Genomic DNA, 16997 nt, shown 5'->3' on the forward strand with positions numbered 1-16997 from the left:
GCCTGCGCGTAGACCGACAACAAAAGCAAGGGCGGTCGGATCAGTAGGCGCACGTCCCACCAACTCATCCGGCCACTCTATAGCCAAGCCAATATAATTTGATATGATAATAGGCTATTGTAAAAACGATCATCTTGAATGGAAAACGAATGGCTTATCCAGCGGCATTCAGAAAAAAACTGCTTTCAGTGATGAAAGAACAGGGCCTGACCATCCCGGAAGCCGCCCTTGCTTGGAACGAAAGCACCGTAACCCGCCCAGACAAAAGACATCGGCAAGGGGGTTGCTGAACTTCCATAAAAGGAAGAAAAAACATTGTTTCTGAACAGAATTTCCTTAACTTAATGGCAGTGAGGGTTGGGGTGGGGAGAATCTAAATAAGGCTTTTTTCATTAAACAGACTAAAAATAGTCTGCTTAAAACCTCTTAGTCATGAGCATAAGTCATTGATTTTATTCTCCCCACCCCAGCCCTCCCCATCAGGGGAGGGAGTTGCCCACCTTAACAAGCCTTAGCTCTCCGCTAATCTTCCCCACTATTTAGATGTGACTTTATGAAAAACTTGATGATCGAGTTATAGGCTTATGTTTTTAACAAATGCCCCACCCTATGTAGACCGGGCCTTATGAAAAACGTAATGATCGGGTAACAGGGAATCGCGGCAACTTCCCGGTACTCTGCTGGAGTAGCAGCAATTAGTGTATGCACCGCTGCCAGTCCAGCAGCCAACAAGGTTGCTTCATTAATTGTTAATTAAAAACAATTACTTATAATTGGCCTGATAACTGCATTAGCTTGTTTGCATACCATCAGGTGTTCGCCCTGTCTGGCCACTTGCCTAGTTTGGCCAGTATTGTAAAGGCAGGTTATGGTGTGGATAAGCCAACTATTGCTAATTTTGGCTTATCTACCGGATAAATCATTCAAATAAGCTCATAAGGAGATTTATTATGTCCGCTCAGGATTACGACAAAATACGCACAGACATCCGAACGCTCGTTAACGATGTGATTAAGGCCAATGTGGAACAGACCGACCAGGGGGTATTCCCTAGAGATAATCTGAACGCACTCGCTAAAGCAGGCTGGAATGGCATCTTGATTCCTAAAGAATATGGCGGCTTAGGCTTAGATCATCTGGCATTTTCCATCGTCTGCGAAGAAATTGGCCGGGTTTGCGCCTCTACGGGTTTGGTGTTTGTCATGCACACAGGGGCTGCGCAAACGATTAACTTATTTGGCAATCATGACCAAAAACTACGTTGGCTTAAACCTGCGCAAGAGGGGTTGCTGGGTACTTATTCAACCAGCGAAAAAGCCTCAGGCGGACATTGGTGGTTTAATTTTAGCGAAGCGGCACGCGATGGCGATAGCCATTATCTGCTTAATGCCGATAAATCCTTCACCACCAGCGCTGGAGCCGCCGACTATTATCTGTTTCAAACCCGCTCCCCAGGCGCACTGGGCCCTACTGACATCAGTTTTTTCATTGTTGATGCCAAACTCGATGGCATCACGCATGGTGTTTGGGAAGCGCTGGGTGTTAGGGGCAATCACAGCGGCCCCATTTCCTATAAAAATGTCCGTGTTGATAGCCAAGACCGCCTTGGTGAAGAAGGTAAAGGCAAGGACATTGTCTATGATGGGGTGACACCTATTTACCTGATTGGTTTAGGTTCCGTTTGGCACGGTGTCGCCAGGGCAGCCTTAGAAGCTGCCGCTACCCATCTTACCGGCACTATACACCGCGATTTCAACCGCAAATTATCCGATTACCAGGTGCTTCGGCAACAACTCGGCGAATCGAAAGTGCTGGTGGAAAGCTTGCGCCCGTGGCAGCACGATTTGGCCCGCCAACTGGACCAATTACAAGCGGACGGGCAACCGCAGGGGCAATTGCTGTTGCCGTTAACCGAGTTTAAGGTACATGCGTCGGAAGTCGCCAATATTTCGGCCCGCAATGCCATGGATGTCAGCGGCGGTTACGGCTATAAAAAAGGCCAGATAGAGCGCATTTTCCGTGATGCCAGGGCGGGCATAGCGATGGGGCCATCCAACAATATCGCCCGCGAATGGATAGGCAAAGATTTAGTGGGCTTGCCTTTAGAATTATTTGAAGCAGGTGGCGAATAAGCTGAATGACTAAGGAACGGGGGCTGTTTAAAACACCCCGCCCGCCTAGCGGTTGGCCAACGCCCCAATAAAGGCGGAGCGGGGCCAGCCGCCTTACGGCATTTACTTTTAAGGTTATCGCCATGATTTACGATATGATCGAAACAGCCATTCAGGCCATAGCCAACGGCGGCTTTGTTGTCGTTGCCGATGACGCTGGCAGAGAAAATGAAGGCGATTTGATTATCGCCGCCGAGAAAATAACGCCCGAACTAATGGCGTTTTTAGTCCGTCACAGCAGCGGTGTGGTCTGCGTGTCATTGCCCGAAGAGCGGGTCGATGCCCTAGGGCTTGAACCGATGGTTGCCCGCAATACCGATCCCTACGGTACGGCCTTTACCGTTTCGGTGGATTTGAACAAAGGCACCAGTACCGGCATATCCGCCGCCGACCGGAGCGCCACCATCCGCGCTTTGGCAGATCCCACCACGGTCGCCGCCGATTTTGCCCGGCCTGGGCATGTGTTCCCTTTACGCGCGAGAAAACACGGGGTCTTAAAACGGCCTGGACATACCGAGGCGGCAGGTGATTTAGCGCGTATGGCCGGATTGTATCCGGCTGGGGTGCTGTGCGAGCTGGTCAATGACGACGGCAGTATGATGCGCGGCACGGCGTTGCGGGCTTTTGCCAAACAACATCAGTTACCGTTTATTAACATTGCCGACCTGATTGCCTACCGCCGCCGTAACGAGCAACTGGTGGAACACGTTTCCGAAGCGCGGCTACCCACGGCGATAGGGACTTTCACCGCCCATGTGTACCGTTCGGTATTGGACGGCTTTGAACATCTTGCCTTGGTTAAAGGCAAAATAACCGGGCAACAGAATGTTTTAGTCCGTGTCCACTCGGAATGCTTGACTGGCGATATTTTGGATTCTTTACGCTGTGATTGCGGTAACCAACTGAAAATGGCGCTGGGCAAAATTGAACAGGCGGGCAGCGGCGTTTTAGTTTATCTGCGCGGCCATGAAGGCCGGGGCATTGGCTTAGGCCATAAGCTCCGTGCCTATGGGTTGCAGGATCAAGGGCGGGATACCGTGCAAGCTAATGAAGAATTGGGTTTGCCGATAGATTCCAGAAGCTATGATGTCGGGGCGCAAATATTGACTGATTTAGGGGTAACGACGATGCGCCTAATGAGCAATAACCCGGCAAAATTCAGCCAATTATCGGGCTACCGGCTCAAAATCGTTGATCGGGTGCCATTAGAGCCGCCCCCCAACTGCGAAAATATTGTCTATTTGCGTACCAAGTCCGAAAAAATGGGTCACATGCTGAGTTTAGGTACTTTGGGGCTTGGGAAGAGCTGAATGTCTTATGCCATAAATGCGCTGCCTTAAGAAAAGCGTATCTTAGGATCGTGCATGAAATAAAATCTGTTGAACAGGCGAAAGTACGGCAACCCCCTCCCAGCCTCCCCCTTGGCAGGGGGAGGGGCTTTTTCCCCCTGATTTTCGCCTGTACGACGGGGAAGCCATTTGCCCCCTCCCCTGCCAAGGGCGACTGCATGGATGCACACCCTCAGGGGTGTAAAGAAGGTAGAGCAACGCAAGGAGCGGTTGCCGAGAGGGCTGGGGTGGGGTTTAACACGCTGAGGTGCAATATAACGCCCACTTAATTTTATGCAAGTTCCTTAGAAAAAATCAACACGAAACAACGCCAATATGCCGCCCCCTCCATTACCGCTGGGCGGCACTATTGGCGTTGTCATATCTATAAACCATGAAAACGCATTATGTTAAAGGTGAGTTGTGAGCTATACCCATAAAATCGCTATTATCGGCGCAGGTTTTAGCGGCACGATGGTGGCCGTGCAATTGTTACGGCAAACCCGGCAGCCGCTGACGGTGTATTTAATTGAACCTAATTTGCGGCAAGTCGGGCGGGGTAGAGCCTATAGCACCGATCAGGATTGCCATCTTTTGAATGTGCCGGCCCATAATATGAGTGCCTTGCCGGATGAGCCGGCACATTTTTTTACCTGGGCGAAAGTCAGGGAAAGCGGGCTGTTAGAAAATCGCTGGGTAACAGAAGTGGCGCCAAACGCTTTTTTACCCAGACGCGTTTATGGCGACTACTTAGTTGATTTGTTGGATAAGACCGAACAACAGGCCGCTAATCATTGCCGTTTGGAAAAAATAACCGCTAACGTCATTGGCATCACCCTAGAACCAGGACATATCGCACTTAAACTGGACACGGGCGGGCTGTTGTCGGCGCAAAACGCGGTCTTGGCGATAGGCAATTTTCCGCCTAGCGATAGCTGGGTAAACGGCACTGATTTTACGGCCAGTGGCCGCTATTTCAGTAACCCTTGGCAAACTGACGCGCTGGCGGCGCTGCTGGAAACCCGTTCGTGTTTGTTGGTGGGCAGCGGACTGACAATGGTGGATTGGGCTATCGCCCTGTCAGAAGCGGGCTATCAAGGCCAAATCCATAGCATATCAAGGCACGGCCTGATGCCGCAAGTGCATCGGCCGTGCCAGAAAAGGCTTACGCCGCTTGCCTTTGCCGCCCCCACATCGGTACGCCGTTGCTTGCGGCAAATCCGGCGGCTTATTCAGGTATCTGATCATGATTGGCGGGCGGTGCTTGATGCGTTAAGGCCTGTCAGCCAAAGCCTATGGGAGGCTTTGCCCTTATCCGAACAGCGGCGGTTTCTCCGGCATTTGCGCACTTATTGGGATTGCCATCGCCACCGTTTGGCGCCTGTGGTGGGTAGTCGGCTAGACGATCTGCTCAATACCGGGCAATTGCGCCAACACAGCGGGCGGGTCTTAGCATGCCATGACAACGGGCAAGGCGTTGAAGTGGTGTTTCGGGCGCGAGGCCAAACAAAAACCCAAACCTTGGTAGTCGGTGCTGTGGCGAATTGTACCGGATCTGAAAGCAATTACCGTAAACTGACTAACCCTCTCGTCCAAGATTTGCTTAACCAGCACCTAATACGCCCTGATCCCCTGATGCTTGGCTTGGATGTGGCGGCGGACGGGGCGCTGATTGATGCCGGGGGCAAGGTGTCCAAACAGCTCTTCACCTTGGGGCCACCGCAAAAAGGCCGTTTATGGGAAACGACGGCAGTACCGGAACTGCGTGGGCAAGCCGAAAAATTAGCCCGCCTATTGTTAGCCGCCGGTGAAGCTTGAGTACGCCCAAGATGGTTGAGCTTATCAGCATGTCCTAATACCGCTTATCTTTACATTGCCGCCACCTTTACTACAAGCCTTAAAGGTGGCGCTTAAGCCTAATCAAATCATTTCTGTATAGACTTCAAACGGTCAAGTTTTCGGTTTTTTGGTAGGGTACGCTGTACCCTCAGGGGCATAAATGCGTACCTTTAAAAACCATCATAAAATCAGTGCAAAAGGTACTACAGTAAATAAACTTGACCGTTCAGAGTATATACTTCAAACGGCCAAGTTTTCGGTTTTTTTGGTAGGGTACGCTGTGCGTACCTTTAAAAAATCCTCATAAAAATCAGTGCAAAAGGTACGCACAGCGTACCCTACGGTGAATTGTAAAAGCCGAAAACTTGGCCGTTCACAGTATATATTGAAATCTGTACCTTTTGTTTGACAAGATACCCCCCATCCCCAAACCCACAACCTACTTTAATGGCAAGACTACGCCTGCCATTCAGCTACGGTAAAGGCTCTTAGTCGTAAGCTGTTATTGCCTCAGTACGGCAGGGCAAACACAGCGCGGTGTTTGAGGCACGGTCTTTCGCCTATGTGCGTTAACGGACGGACAGGCGGGAACCGGAGCGATAAACTCAAGCTGACGGTGGCAATATAGCCTAAGGGCTACTGCCTAAGTGCAGGAACGGCGGGATCACTCGCCGCCCCCAAATCAATCGGCCTAATACGCCGGAAACCCCATATAAAGGATGACATCATGAAAAACAGACAATCAGCTATAAAAACCACTCTTATTGTCGCTATGTTTATTAGCCTGACCGGTTGCGCGGGGATGTCCAGACAAGGCCAGGGTACTTTGCTCGGTGCCGGTGCGGGCGCGTTAGGCGGTGCGGCCCTGACGGGCGGTAGTGCGGTAGGGACGATTGGCGGTGCGGCGGTGGGCGGGCTTCTCGGTAACGTTATTACCCAACCCCGCGCAAGAGGCCGTTACAGAAGATAAGTGGGCGTTAAGGCCACACTGAAACAGGTTTTTCGAAAAAATTAGCCGAATCCAGATAAGCTGCACTATGATGGGCAGTATTTTCACTGCACGTTCTGCCCATGAAGCCCTCTACAGCCGCCAGCCTTAAGCCACCACACCGCATCAGGAACAGCCTAATTGCAGTCTGTTGTGGTATGGTGCTGGTGGGCGTTGGCGTTTGGTGGAACCGTGCCTTTATCATGGAAGAGGTGTTCGTGCGCTTGCTTGCCCGGACACCTTTGTTAGCGCCGAAACTGTCCGGCTTACAATTTGGCTTTAGCCAAGCCAATTTGGCGGAAATGACGTGGGGACTGGAAACTGGGGCAGGCTTGTTATCCGCCAAATTGGCGGATGTCACCCTAAGCTACGATCTGAGTGTCCCTAAAGTGTCGGCAATCGCTATCGGGCAGGCACAGCTTAACTTTGTTTACCATGCGCCTGATAAAGCCGCCGTTAACAGTGCTACCCCCTTCGGCACCTTGGCTTATCCGCTGGAGCAAGTCAGTATCAAACAGTTGGATTTAACCGCTATGAGCCCATGGGGGTTAAGCCATATCGTCGGGCAGGCCGACATCAGCCGTGCCAGCACGGGTTTACTCCAAGCAAGCTTTGCAACAGCTGACCAAGCCTTAAGCCTTGTTTTTAGTGCGGGTTTGCGCAGTGCCCAAGTGTTGGGCAAACAACAAACCGGCGCAACCGTGTTTACCTTGGATATTAGCCATCTGGATCAAGCGGATAAGCAGGCGCATTTACAAGGTGATATGGGCGCATTAGGGCAATGGCTAACGGCCAGCCCTTTGGTGCCTGAACAGGCAAGGGCAAAAATGGCCGCCTTGGCAAAAGCGTGGCTAACGCCTGAATTGGCCTTGGCGAAAGTGACGGCAACTGTCCAAGCAACTGACAAAGCCGCCAGCCCACACGGGGTGATATGGCTAACCCGTGATGGCGGTTATCTTGCCAAGACCGAATGGGCAATGGCCGCGTCGGGTGCCGTGAATGCCACGGCCTATCTGGATATGACGGCGGCAACCCTGCTCGGCTTTATCGGGCCTTGGCAACCCGAAGTGACGCGCGGCTGGCAATTGCACGGCGGGCAAGTCCAAGGCGCGGTACAATTACGTTGGCAAGCCCAGCGGCCTCTGGCGGGTACGGCGCATTTTAGCGTCTTCGACTTGGCGGTAACGGCGGATCAGACCGAACTTAATCAAGTGACAATCATGCTGGATGTGGCCGATCTCAGCCGTCAGGCGGTGGCGGTCTCGGTCACTGTCCCAGCGCTGGCGTTCGGTAAAAAGATGGCGCTACGCGACCTTAACCTTAAGGCCGACTATCAAGACGGCAAATTGACGGTAGGCCAAGGCATAGGCACCCTGTTTGGCGGCCAACTGGCCGTGTTGCCGGCGACTTTTGACCTTAAGCAACGCCCCATTTTATTGACGCTACAAGTGCGCGGCGTTGATGTGGCGCAACTGCTGGCTACCCTCAATGCCGATAGCCTGTCGGGGAGCGGTACTGTCGATGGCGAACTGCCCTTGAGCATTTCCGCCACGGCCATCGAAGTGCTTGACGGTACGCTGACCGGTACCCGTCCAGGGGTGTTACACTATCAAGGCCCGGTTGCCGATAAGGAGAACGTGGCCTTTAGGGCGTTACGCAATTTGCAGTACCACAACTTACAGGCCAAGGTCAATTACCGTCCTAATGGTGACTACCATGTCGGTTTGCGTTTGGAAGGCAGCAATCCTGAGGTGTTGTCAGGGCATCCGCTAGCCTTTAACCTTAATTTAAGCGGACAGTTACCCGAACTGCTCCAAAGGGGTATCATGGCGGGTGATTTTGAGCGGGCTATCCTCAAAGAAGCCAAAAGCCAAGCCACCCCTATTAAACAACCTGTTACCCCCACTCATGGGGATCATCCACCTAAGCCGCCGCCAGCGGAACGGAGACCATAATGAAATGGACAACTGCAAAACGTGTGCTTATTTTGTCGGGTGCTTGGCACTTGTTCGGCTGTGCGCCAACGGTTAAATTTGAAGCTCCCGACAAACCGATAGAAATCAATATGAATATAAAAATCGAACATGAAATCCGCTTGAAGATTGAAAAAGATGTCGATGATCTGATTTCCACGCAAAAAGGCTTATTTTAGGAGACATCAATGAAAAAAATACGCTTGCACTGCTTACGGCCTGTGCTGTTAGGGCTATTACTGGTCTCTTTACCGATTGCCGCCGCCGATTTGGATCAGGCCAAAGCGGCTGGGTTCATTGGCGAAAAAATAAGCGGGTTTTTGGGGGTGGTCAATCCGGCTGCGCCTGCCGATGTGAAAGCCTTGGTGGAAAGCATCAATGCCCAGCGGTTGGCGGAATATCAGCGCATAGCCAATAAAAACGGGGTCACTGCCGACACCGTCGCCAAACTCGCCGCACAGAAAATCATCGGTAAAACCCCTACAGGGCAATTTGTCGAAACCGGATCGGGTTGGCAACAGCGTTAACCGGACTCGTTGGGGGCTTGTCCACTCAAACCCAGAATAACCTTTTGCAAGCCTGCGCGGATAAGGCCTATCATCCGCTAACCGACAAGGGACACTATGCGCAAGCTGCTGCTCTGTTTATTGCTATTATTGCTGGCAGGTTGCGCGGCTTATACCCGTTACCAACTCGACCAACAGTATGGCGCCGCCGATCCCGCCCGTTTCGATCACCCCATCAGCACTGCGTCTGCCGTCAGTTACCGCCGTGATGTCAAACCCATCACCGATAGCCGTTGTGCGGTTTGCCACGGCTGTTTCGACGCGCCTTGCCAATTACAAATGGGCAGTTACGAAGGCATTACGCGTGGGGCGAGCAAAGAAAAGATTTATAGTGACTTAAGGCTATCGATGATGACGCCGAGCCGCTTGTTTACCGATGCCCAAACCAATCAGCAATGGCGTTTGCGGGGCTTTACCCCGGTGCTTAACGAACGCCAGCCTGACCCGGCCACCAATCGGGAAGCCAGTGTCATGGCTAAGCTGTTGCAATTGAAAAAGCAGCACAGCTTCCCTAAAGCAGGCCTGTTGCCCGCCGGGCGTTTTGACTTTTCTTTGTATAGGGACCAAGCGTGTCCGGTGCTTGAAGAGATGGCCGATTATGCAAAAGACCATCCCGAATGGGGGATGCCTTATGGTTTGCCGCCGTTAACGGATAAGGAACAGCAAACGTTAGTGCGCTGGTTGGAGGCGGGGGCACCTGTTGAAGCGCCGCCCACTTTGGCCAAAAACCAGTTAGATGAAGTGCAGCAGTGGGAAGTGTTTTTAAACGGCGATAGCCTGAAGGCACAGTTAATGGCCCGCTATATTTACGAACACTGGTTTTTGGCACACCTGCATTTTACTGATTTGCCGGAAACGGCATTTTTTGAGCTGGTGCGCTCGACCACCCCGCCCGGCCAAGCCATCGGCCTGATCGCTTCGCGCCGCCCCTTTGACGACCCGCAAGTGGCGCGGGTCTATTACCGTTTGCGCCCGCTGCAAGGGACGGTGCTGAGCAAAACCCACTTGCCTTACGCCCTGAATGCGGCACGGATGCAGCGCCTTAAGGGCTGGTTCCTGGACGCACCCTATACCGTGACGGCCCTGCCTTCGTACACGCCGGAAATCGCCGCCAATCCGTTCGTTGCCTTCGCGCAACTTCCGGTGCGCTCACGTTATCGGCTGATGCTGGACGAAGCGCAGTTTACTGTGATGGGTTTCATTAAAGGCCCGGTTTGCCGTGGGCAAGTGGCGATTAATGTCATCAACGATTATTTCTGGATCGGTTTTGCCCATCCCGATAACCCAGATCAGAACAGCCAACAGTTGCTGACCGCCGCCCTCCAGCAAACCGACCTGCCTATCAGCGACCAAAGCTTGGGCAGTGTGTTAAAATGGCGGACGTATGCGGCACAGGAAAACCAGTATCTACAGGCCAAAAGCAGCCTCATGAATAAGGTCTTGAGCGGGCAACACGCCCCTAATTTGTCCCTGTTGTGGGATGGTGACGGCACCAATGCCAATGCTGCCCTGACCGTATTCAGGAATTTCGACAATGCCAGTATCGTCCAAGGCTTTATTGGCGAACAGCCGCAAACGGCGATGATTATCGGCTATCCTTTACTGGAACGCATCCATTACTTGCTGGTGGCGGGGTTTGATGTGTTCGGCACGGTTGCCCACCAATTGCAGGCACGGCTGTATATGGACTTTTTGCGCATGGAAGGCGAACAAAATGCCCTGGCCTTTTTGCCGCTGTCCATGCGCGGCGCGGTGCAAGATAAATGGTACCGCAACGCGCCTGATGCCGTGTTGGCGCATTTGCATGATAAACAGCGTTTGTATGTGCAAAATACCGGCATCCTTTATAAGACCCAAGAGCCGTGGCCTGAGTTTACGCGGCTTTGGAAACGCCATCTCAGTCCCGTGTTGGACACCCGCTACGAGTTGACCGACACTACCCTACCGCTTGATTTGCTGAAACAATTGGCCGCGCTTAAGGGCAAAGCCGTTTCTTACCTGCCGGAAACCGTGTTCATCACCCTCAGCGACGCGCAACACCCCGCCCAGCATTTCACGCTCATACGCAATAGCGCCCACAGCAATGTTTCCGAACTGTTCAAAGAAGAAGACCGCCGTTTGCCCGATGAAGATACTTTGACGTTAGTACCCGGTTTTCTGGGCGCTTACCCAAATGCTTTTTATCGCTTAGGGGTACACCAACTGCCGGATCTTATCAACACCATACAGCATCTCAATTCTGAAGACAGTTATACCGATTTGAGCGCCCGTTTTGCTATCCGACGCACCAACCCGCAATTTTGGCCACATACCGATTTGCTCCATGCCGCTTACCGTAAAAGCTTTCCGATAGAAGCGGGCTTGTTTGATTTTAACCGCTTTGAAAATAGGTAGGGGCGGGCAGATGCCCGCGCTCCCAGCCTCTTACCGCCGCTGCGTTAAAGCCTAACGCTGAGTGATGTTACCGTTGGCATCGGACAGGATAATTTCCACACGGCGGTTCAGTTGGCGGCTGCCGGCATCATCATTGCTGGCGATAGGGGAACCCTCGCCATAGCCGTGCGTGCTGATGCGCTCGCCGCCGATACCGTCATTGAGCAACGCCGATTGTACCGAGTCGGCACGGCGTTCGGAGAGGTCTTGGTTATGTTCGTCACTGCCCGTACTGTCGGTATGGCCTTCGACGGATACCTTGTAGTTAGGGTATTGTGACAAAAAATCCGCCAGTTTTTGGACATTGCGGACACCGCCTGATTTCAGCTGCGCTTTGTCGACGTTGAACAAGACATCGCTTAGGGTGATGACCATGCCACGGTCGGTTTTCTTGGCGTTCAGGGCATCAAGCTGGCGTTGTTGTTCGGCAATGAGCGCGTGGTCACGGTCTATTTCTGCCGTTCTGGCATCTAAGCGCACCGCATTACGGTTAGCGGCAGCATTGGTGACGACCAATTCTGCGGTTTTGCGGTTGGCGACTTCTTGGGCAATATTGACTTGCTGTGTCGTGAGGTACGCTAATTGGTTAACGGTGCCGGCATCTTCGTCATTAGCGAAAGCGGTATCCGCTTTCGTTAAAGATTCCCCCGCCGTTTGCAGTTCCAAAGCCGCCAACGAAGTCACATCGGCATCGCTACGCGCGGTATTAAAGTTGCTATGGGCGGCATCCAGAGCCGGATTGGGTACGGAACCACAGCCTGACAACAGTGCCACAGCGATCAGGGAGAGGGGGAAAAAGTGATGGTTTTGCATAAGGGGCTCCAGTGTGGGTTAGTGGGCGCTACGGTCAAGTTCTTGACGTAACACACGGTTATCTTCCTGCAATGCGCCAGCGGCGGTATGGGCTTTGGCAGAGCGGGCGGTGGCGCTGGCGAGCTGCGCATCAACTTGTGCCTGCTCCGCCAGCTGCCGGGCGATCACATAGTCTTTGTCGTCCATCGCCCGGTTGGCGGCATCCATTTTATCCATCGCCGATTTAAGCAATATAGGCGCTAATTCCGTTCCCCCGGCACTGCTGGCATTATCGACAGCGGCTTTGGAAACGGCCATCTGTTCTACGGGCGGCGGAACACTGGCGCAGCCAGCGATCAGTAAGGCAAGCGCCGCACTGCTAAGCAGAAGGCTCGCTTTAGGGTGGGTCATTTTGTTCATAACATATTATCCATTGGGTTATATAAGCATCGGACACAACCGTTAAAAGTTCACGGTTGCAACAATTGTTGCGTTCTGATGGACTATAAAATAATTGCCAGAAAGCAACGGATTTGAAAAACCATTGGCTTTATTAGACACTTTTTTGGGGGCTTTGACGGTACGGTAGCGTACATAGGCGGTTATTGCCGTACAGCGGTGCTGTGGCATTAACTGATAGCGCTGTCCGCATGATAGGGATCAGGCAGGGGGAGCTTATTTAACCCTATCCGTCCCACTTCTTTTTGATAGAGCGGGCAAACGGTTCGGGGAATTTTTTAACTTGGCTTTATAGGGAAAGTTCAGGGGCTTTTTTGGCGGGGATAAATAGCATGGCGGAGGTTACGGCTCTTGGGGCGCGGGCATCCTGCCCGCGCCCCAAGGATTATTAACCGACGGCCACTAAACTCGCGGCATAATCTTCGGGTGGCTCAAAGCCTAACAAGGTGATGCAGGTCGCGGCGAGGTTGGCAATACCCGCGTTGGGCACGTCAGCCAACCGGGCGTTGGCCAGCCCCGATGGGTCATAGACAATACCCGGCACCGGGTTTAATGAATGCGCGGTCTTAGGTTTGTAGTTGCCTTGTTCATCCAGCACCAAAGCGCCGGTTTTCTTATCCAGTTCGCACATATCGTCGGCATTACCGTGATCTGCCGAGCACACCATAATGCCGTTAGTTTGTTTCAGGGCGGCCATAATCTTGCCGACCCCTTCATCTACGGCCTCAACCGCCAATTTGACTGCATCCACCCTACCTGTATGGCCCACCATGTCGCCGTTCGGGAAATTCAGGCGGATAAATTGGTATTCGCCGCCCTCAATCGCCTTTACCACCGCAGCGGTGATTTCATCGGCTTTCATGCGGGGCGCATCTTCGAACGGGCAGACATCAGACGGAATTTCTTGCCATGTTTCGGTAGCAAACTTACCCGAATTATTGCCGTTGAAAAAATAGGTCATGTGGCCGTATTTTTGCGTTTCCGAAATGGCCAATTGCTTGACACCGGCATTGGAAAGGTATTCGCTCATCGTGCGGTCAATCGCTGGCGGTGTCACCAGATAACGCGCCGGCACACCCAGATCACCGTCATACTGCATCATCCCTGCATACATCACATCGGGTTTGCCGCCCCGGTCAAATTCCTTTAACTCATCGGCTTCAAAGGCTTTGGTAATTTCCAAGGCCCGATCACCGCGAAAGTTAAATAAAATGACGCTGTCGCCATCGACGATCGGCCCTACCGCTACGCCGTCGCGCTCAATGACAAAGGCGGGCAAATCTTGATCGAGAATGCCGGGCATTTCCGCCCGGAACGTTGTCACGGCTTCTTGCATCGACGCAAACGTCCGGCCTTCGGCTTTGACATGGGTTGCCCAGCCCCGCTTCACCATATCCCAATTGGCATCATAACGGTCCATCGTGATATTCATGCGCCCGCCACCCGATGCCACGCAATAATCGACTGTGCCGTCGGCATTGAGCGCATCCAAAAAAGTTTCGAAGCGTTCCACATACTCCAATGCCGAAGTCGGCGGCACATCGCGCCCGTCAATCAAGGCATGTATCCGCGCACGCTTAACGCCCTGCTCTTTCGCCTTGCGTAACATGGACTCCAGATGGTTAATATTGGAATGGACATTACCGTCCGATAACAGGCCGATAAAGTGCAAGGTTGATGCTTGGTCATGGACATGGGTAATCAGCTCATGCCATACCGAACCGTCGGCATACATCGCACCGGAGGCAATCGCTTTACCAATTAAGGCCGCGCCTTGCTCAAAAATCCGCCCGCAACCGATGGCATTATGGCCTACTTCCGAATTGCCCATATCCCCATCATCGGGTAAACCTACCGCTACGCCATGCGCCCGCAATTTTGTGTACAAGGCATTTTCATGCAGCCAATCTAAATTCGGCGTATTGGCCTGTTTGACAAAATCGCTGGCCGGGTTTTTACCGATCCCCATCCCATCCATAATGACCAATACCACAGGTCCTTGCGGGCCGGTAAAAGCCACATTTTTTTTCAACTCAATCATTGCAAACTCCAAATTACAGGTCTATGTAGATAAAAATTTTCTTAGGGCCGCTGACAACGTTAGGCTATTGCATCGCGGATACGGAGGGGATGGGTTTTTGTATAATCAGTGTGATCCGATAGGGCGGGTTGACGGAAACCGACTGTGATTTTGCCTATGTACACCGCGATAACCGCTGCTTAAACGTTACCCACCGCCGCTGATTTTTAGCGCGTGGGCACTAAATAGGGGACAGAAAAGAGGCCTGATAGCCCTATAAACCGCTCTATTCATGGTATGCCAAATAGTATTTTAAAGCAACTTGCGCAAGGTATAGGCCCGGCAGATGTGCCGGCCGCGCGGTCAACAGCATTTTAAAGGGCTGTCTTTTTTATCCCTACCAACCTATAATGGACACAAATTTTACTCATACCGTACACACATGTCAGCTAAAAAAACCGTAACCATTGCTGTATCCAACCATAAAGGCGGCTGCGGCAAAACCACGACTGTGATTAACCTTGCGGCGGAATTGGCAAAATTAGGCCTATCCGTATTGGTTATTGACCTTGACCCCCAAGCCAACGCCAGCCTGCATATCGGCAAAAAACATCCCAGCGAAGTGTCGGTGACCTGTGCGGAACTGTTGCTCTCCGAAATCGAAAAACTGCCCTTAGCCATCCATGAAGATACCCATATTGAAGGGGTGTCGTTAATTTATGGCTCACTCTTGTTGGGCAGGACAGAAGACGAATTGAAGGATGTCGTGCCTAGGCCTTCGGAGGAATTGCGCGATAAGATACGGCCTCTGCAAGGCATTTATGACGTGATCTTAATCGATTGCCCGCCCAGTTTGAAACTGTTGACCAGCAATGCCCTTGCGGCGGCCAGCCATTTGATTATCCCTATCGAATCCGGTTCGCAATACGGCATGTACGGCGTTACCGATTTGCTGAGGTTGGTTGAAAAAATCCGCCGCATTAATCCGGCCTTAGAATTGATTGGCGCTTTATTAGTCCGTCATGATGAAAGGCAAACCGTCTGTAAATTAATTGAGGGCGCGGCGCGGGAGCAGATCGGTAAATTGATCGACATTAAAATCCCCACCAGCACCAAAGTCAACCAATCGGCGATTGCGCAAATGAGTTTGCGCGAGTTGGACAGGACATCGAAGGTGGCTAGGGAATATAAAAGGTTGGCGGAATTATTGGTTGAACGCCTGCAACTTACGGTGGGAGATGAGCCTTTATGAAAAAAGACTTAAAAGGCATGCTGCAATCCAAGCTACAGCAAAATAACCTGCGCCATACCGCTTCAGGCCAAGAGGTGGAATTTGCCGAAGGCAGGGAATACCGTTTGGTGCCGGTTGACAGCATTGAGGCCAACCCTTACCAGCCGCGCAAGGTGTTTCCTCAGGACGAATTGGACAAACTCGCCGCGTCCATCGCGGAGATTGGCCTATTGGAGCCGATTTTATTGCGTAAAGCGGGTGATGGCTATCAGATAGCGGCAGGCGAGCGGCGCTGGCGGGCGCATAAGCTGCTGCATAAAAATACGGTCGAAGCGATTGTCACCAATATCTCGGACAGCGATATGGCGGTGTTTGCCTTGGCCGAAAATGTCGATAGGGAAGATTTAAGCGATTATGAAATCAGCCTGGCCATACGCCAAATTGAAGGCTTGTTTCCGACTAAAAAGAAACTCGCCGAATCCCTAGGCTTGGTCAGGGAAGACATGTACCGCTATTTTGCCTTTAATGAGTTGCCGGATTTTATCTTGGCCGATTTGGAGGCCAACCCCAGATTACTGTCCCGCTCCGCCGCCAACGACCTGAAAAAAGTCTTGAAAGACCATAAGGACTCGCCGTATCTTGACCAAGTGAGTGCCGAGGCGTGGGATTTATTGGTGGCTAAGGAACTCGACCAAACCAAATTGGCCGATTTTATCAAAAGAAAAATAAAAGAGGTAGCGAACAACATCGATACCGATGTGCAGATGGCGCAGTATTTTTTTCGGGACGGCAAAAAAGTCGGCAATATTTCTTCGACCAACCATCATTTTACCATTAAACTCAGCGCCAAACTGCTCGACGAAGTGCAAGAAAAACGCCTAAAAGACTTTATAGAACAGATGTTGGCAGATACGGCGTTGTAACTGGGGGCAGCGGGCCTAAAAAAGTGTAACAAGTTGTTACACTTTTTAGCTGGGCTTTGGCTATCGGGGTGAGTCTTCGTGCAATGGTCTTTAGCCATTGCACGCTGGCCTAACCGAGTGTACCAACCTTTAGCCTGCCGTTTGCTTAACGCCTGACCCAAGCAGGTGTATACTGTGAACGGCCAAGTTTTCGGCTTTTACAATTCACCGTAGGGTACGCTGTGCGTACCTTTTGCACTGATTTTATGATGGTTTTTTAAAGGTACGTATTTAT

Annotated in this window: 14 protein-coding genes; 11 read left to right on the forward strand and 3 right to left on the reverse strand. The window is 51.9% G+C overall.

Features of this window, described 5'->3' with window-relative positions; genetic code table 11:
- Positions 1 to 149 precede the first annotated feature (149 nt).
- From CEK71_RS22720 to CEK71_RS15215, 9 genes are all read left to right on the forward strand, one after another.
- Positions 150 to 290: a hypothetical protein gene (locus CEK71_RS22720; RefSeq protein WP_157679292.1), complete on the forward strand. Its 141-nt coding sequence runs from the start codon at positions 150 to 152 to the stop codon at positions 288 to 290.
- A 660-nt stretch (positions 291 to 950) separates the two neighbouring features.
- Complete coding sequence (locus CEK71_RS15180; RefSeq protein WP_088620175.1) at positions 951 to 2132, forward strand: acyl-CoA dehydrogenase family protein; 1182 nt, start codon at positions 951 to 953, stop codon at positions 2130 to 2132.
- Positions 2133 to 2254: 122 nt separating this feature from the next.
- Complete coding sequence (locus CEK71_RS15185; RefSeq protein ID WP_088620176.1) at positions 2255 to 3481, forward strand: bifunctional 3,4-dihydroxy-2-butanone-4-phosphate synthase/GTP cyclohydrolase II; 1227 nt, start codon at positions 2255 to 2257, stop codon at positions 3479 to 3481.
- A gap of 441 nt (positions 3482 to 3922) precedes the next feature.
- Entirely contained in the window at positions 3923 to 5317 is a 1395-nt protein-coding gene (locus CEK71_RS15190; protein WP_232463663.1) for an FAD/NAD(P)-binding protein, read from the forward strand.
- Between the two features lie 748 nt (positions 5318 to 6065).
- Complete coding sequence (locus CEK71_RS15195; RefSeq protein ID WP_088620177.1) at positions 6066 to 6308, forward strand: glycine zipper 2TM domain-containing protein; 243 nt, start codon at positions 6066 to 6068, stop codon at positions 6306 to 6308.
- 101 nt (positions 6309 to 6409) lie between these two features.
- Positions 6410 to 8281 carry an intermembrane phospholipid transport protein YdbH family protein gene (locus tag CEK71_RS15200; protein WP_088620178.1) on the forward strand — a complete coding sequence of 624 codons (1872 nt, stop codon included), beginning with the start codon at positions 6410 to 6412 and terminating at the stop codon, positions 8279 to 8281.
- Positions 8281 to 8478 (forward strand): YnbE family lipoprotein, encoded by a 198-nt coding sequence (locus tag CEK71_RS15205; RefSeq protein WP_088620179.1) that lies wholly within the window; start codon positions 8281 to 8283, stop codon positions 8476 to 8478. Before CEK71_RS15200 ends, CEK71_RS15205 begins: the two co-directional genes overlap by 1 nt.
- A 9-nt stretch (positions 8479 to 8487) precedes the next feature.
- Positions 8488 to 8826: a YdbL family protein gene (locus tag CEK71_RS15210; protein ID WP_088620180.1), complete on the forward strand. Its 339-nt coding sequence runs from the start codon at positions 8488 to 8490 to the stop codon at positions 8824 to 8826.
- A gap of 96 nt (positions 8827 to 8922) precedes the next feature.
- The gene (locus CEK71_RS15215; protein ID WP_088620181.1) at positions 8923 to 11259 is read left to right on the forward strand and encodes a fatty acid cis/trans isomerase; all 2337 of its coding nucleotides are present in this window, start codon (positions 8923 to 8925) and stop codon (positions 11257 to 11259) included.
- 51 nt (positions 11260 to 11310) lie between these two features.
- Here the strand turns inward: CEK71_RS15215 and CEK71_RS15220 are convergent, their stop codons facing one another.
- The 3 genes from CEK71_RS15220 to gpmI all read right to left on the reverse strand — a co-directional run bounded on the left by CEK71_RS15220 (position 11311) and on the right by gpmI (position 14590).
- On the reverse strand, positions 11311 to 12111 hold the full coding sequence (locus CEK71_RS15220; protein ID WP_088620182.1) for an OmpA family protein: 801 nt from the start codon (positions 12109 to 12111) through the stop codon (positions 11311 to 11313).
- An 18-nt stretch (positions 12112 to 12129) separates the two neighbouring features.
- A complete protein-coding gene (locus CEK71_RS15225; RefSeq protein WP_088620183.1) occupies positions 12130 to 12510 on the reverse strand; it encodes a DUF4398 domain-containing protein in 381 nt (126 codons plus the stop codon).
- Between the two features lie 427 nt (positions 12511 to 12937).
- Complete coding sequence (gene gpmI, locus CEK71_RS15230) at positions 12938 to 14590, reverse strand: 2,3-bisphosphoglycerate-independent phosphoglycerate mutase (RefSeq protein ID WP_088620184.1); 1653 nt, start codon at positions 14588 to 14590, stop codon at positions 12938 to 12940.
- A gap of 421 nt (positions 14591 to 15011) precedes the next feature.
- On the opposite strand from gpmI, the gene CEK71_RS15235 reads away from it, so the two are divergent.
- Complete coding sequence (locus tag CEK71_RS15235) at positions 15012 to 15821, forward strand: ParA family protein (RefSeq protein ID WP_088620185.1); 810 nt, start codon at positions 15012 to 15014, stop codon at positions 15819 to 15821.
- On the forward strand, positions 15818 to 16723 hold the full coding sequence (locus tag CEK71_RS15240; protein WP_088620186.1) for a ParB/RepB/Spo0J family partition protein: 906 nt from the start codon (positions 15818 to 15820) through the stop codon (positions 16721 to 16723). The genes CEK71_RS15235 and CEK71_RS15240 overlap by 4 nt, the downstream gene beginning before the upstream one ends.
- Positions 16724 to 16997: the final 274 nt, after the last annotated feature.

Source organism: Methylovulum psychrotolerans, from assembly GCF_002209385.1.
Lineage (GTDB): Bacteria > Pseudomonadota > Gammaproteobacteria > Methylococcales > Methylomonadaceae > Methylovulum > Methylovulum psychrotolerans.

What these genes read in the sequence shown, in the direction of transcription:
- CEK71_RS22720 (WP_157679292.1), top strand. Translation starts at nt 150, where the DNA reads ATGGCTTATCCAGCGGCATTCAGAAAAAAACTGCTTTCAGTGATGAAA.
- CEK71_RS15180 (WP_088620175.1), top strand. Translation starts at nt 951, where the DNA reads ATGTCCGCTCAGGATTACGACAAAATACGCACAGACATCCGAACGCTC.
- CEK71_RS15185 (WP_088620176.1), top strand. Translation starts at nt 2,255, where the DNA reads ATGATTTACGATATGATCGAAACAGCCATTCAGGCCATAGCCAACGGC.
- CEK71_RS15195 (WP_088620177.1), top strand. Translation starts at nt 6,066, where the DNA reads ATGAAAAACAGACAATCAGCTATAAAAACCACTCTTATTGTCGCTATG.
- CEK71_RS15200 (WP_088620178.1), top strand. Translation starts at nt 6,410, where the DNA reads ATGAAGCCCTCTACAGCCGCCAGCCTTAAGCCACCACACCGCATCAGG.
- CEK71_RS15205 (WP_088620179.1), top strand. Translation starts at nt 8,281, where the DNA reads ATGAAATGGACAACTGCAAAACGTGTGCTTATTTTGTCGGGTGCTTGG.
- CEK71_RS15210 (WP_088620180.1), top strand. Translation starts at nt 8,488, where the DNA reads ATGAAAAAAATACGCTTGCACTGCTTACGGCCTGTGCTGTTAGGGCTA.
- CEK71_RS15215 (WP_088620181.1), top strand. Translation starts at nt 8,923, where the DNA reads ATGCGCAAGCTGCTGCTCTGTTTATTGCTATTATTGCTGGCAGGTTGC.
- CEK71_RS15220 (WP_088620182.1), bottom strand. Translation starts at nt 12,111, where the DNA reads ATGCAAAACCATCACTTTTTCCCCCTCTCCCTGATCGCTGTGGCACTG.
- CEK71_RS15225 (WP_088620183.1), bottom strand. Translation starts at nt 12,510, where the DNA reads ATGAACAAAATGACCCACCCTAAAGCGAGCCTTCTGCTTAGCAGTGCG.
- gpmI (WP_088620184.1), bottom strand. Translation starts at nt 14,590, where the DNA reads ATGATTGAGTTGAAAAAAAATGTGGCTTTTACCGGCCCGCAAGGACCT.
- CEK71_RS15235 (WP_088620185.1), top strand. Translation starts at nt 15,012, where the DNA reads ATGTCAGCTAAAAAAACCGTAACCATTGCTGTATCCAACCATAAAGGC.
- CEK71_RS15240 (WP_088620186.1), top strand. Translation starts at nt 15,818, where the DNA reads ATGAAAAAAGACTTAAAAGGCATGCTGCAATCCAAGCTACAGCAAAAT.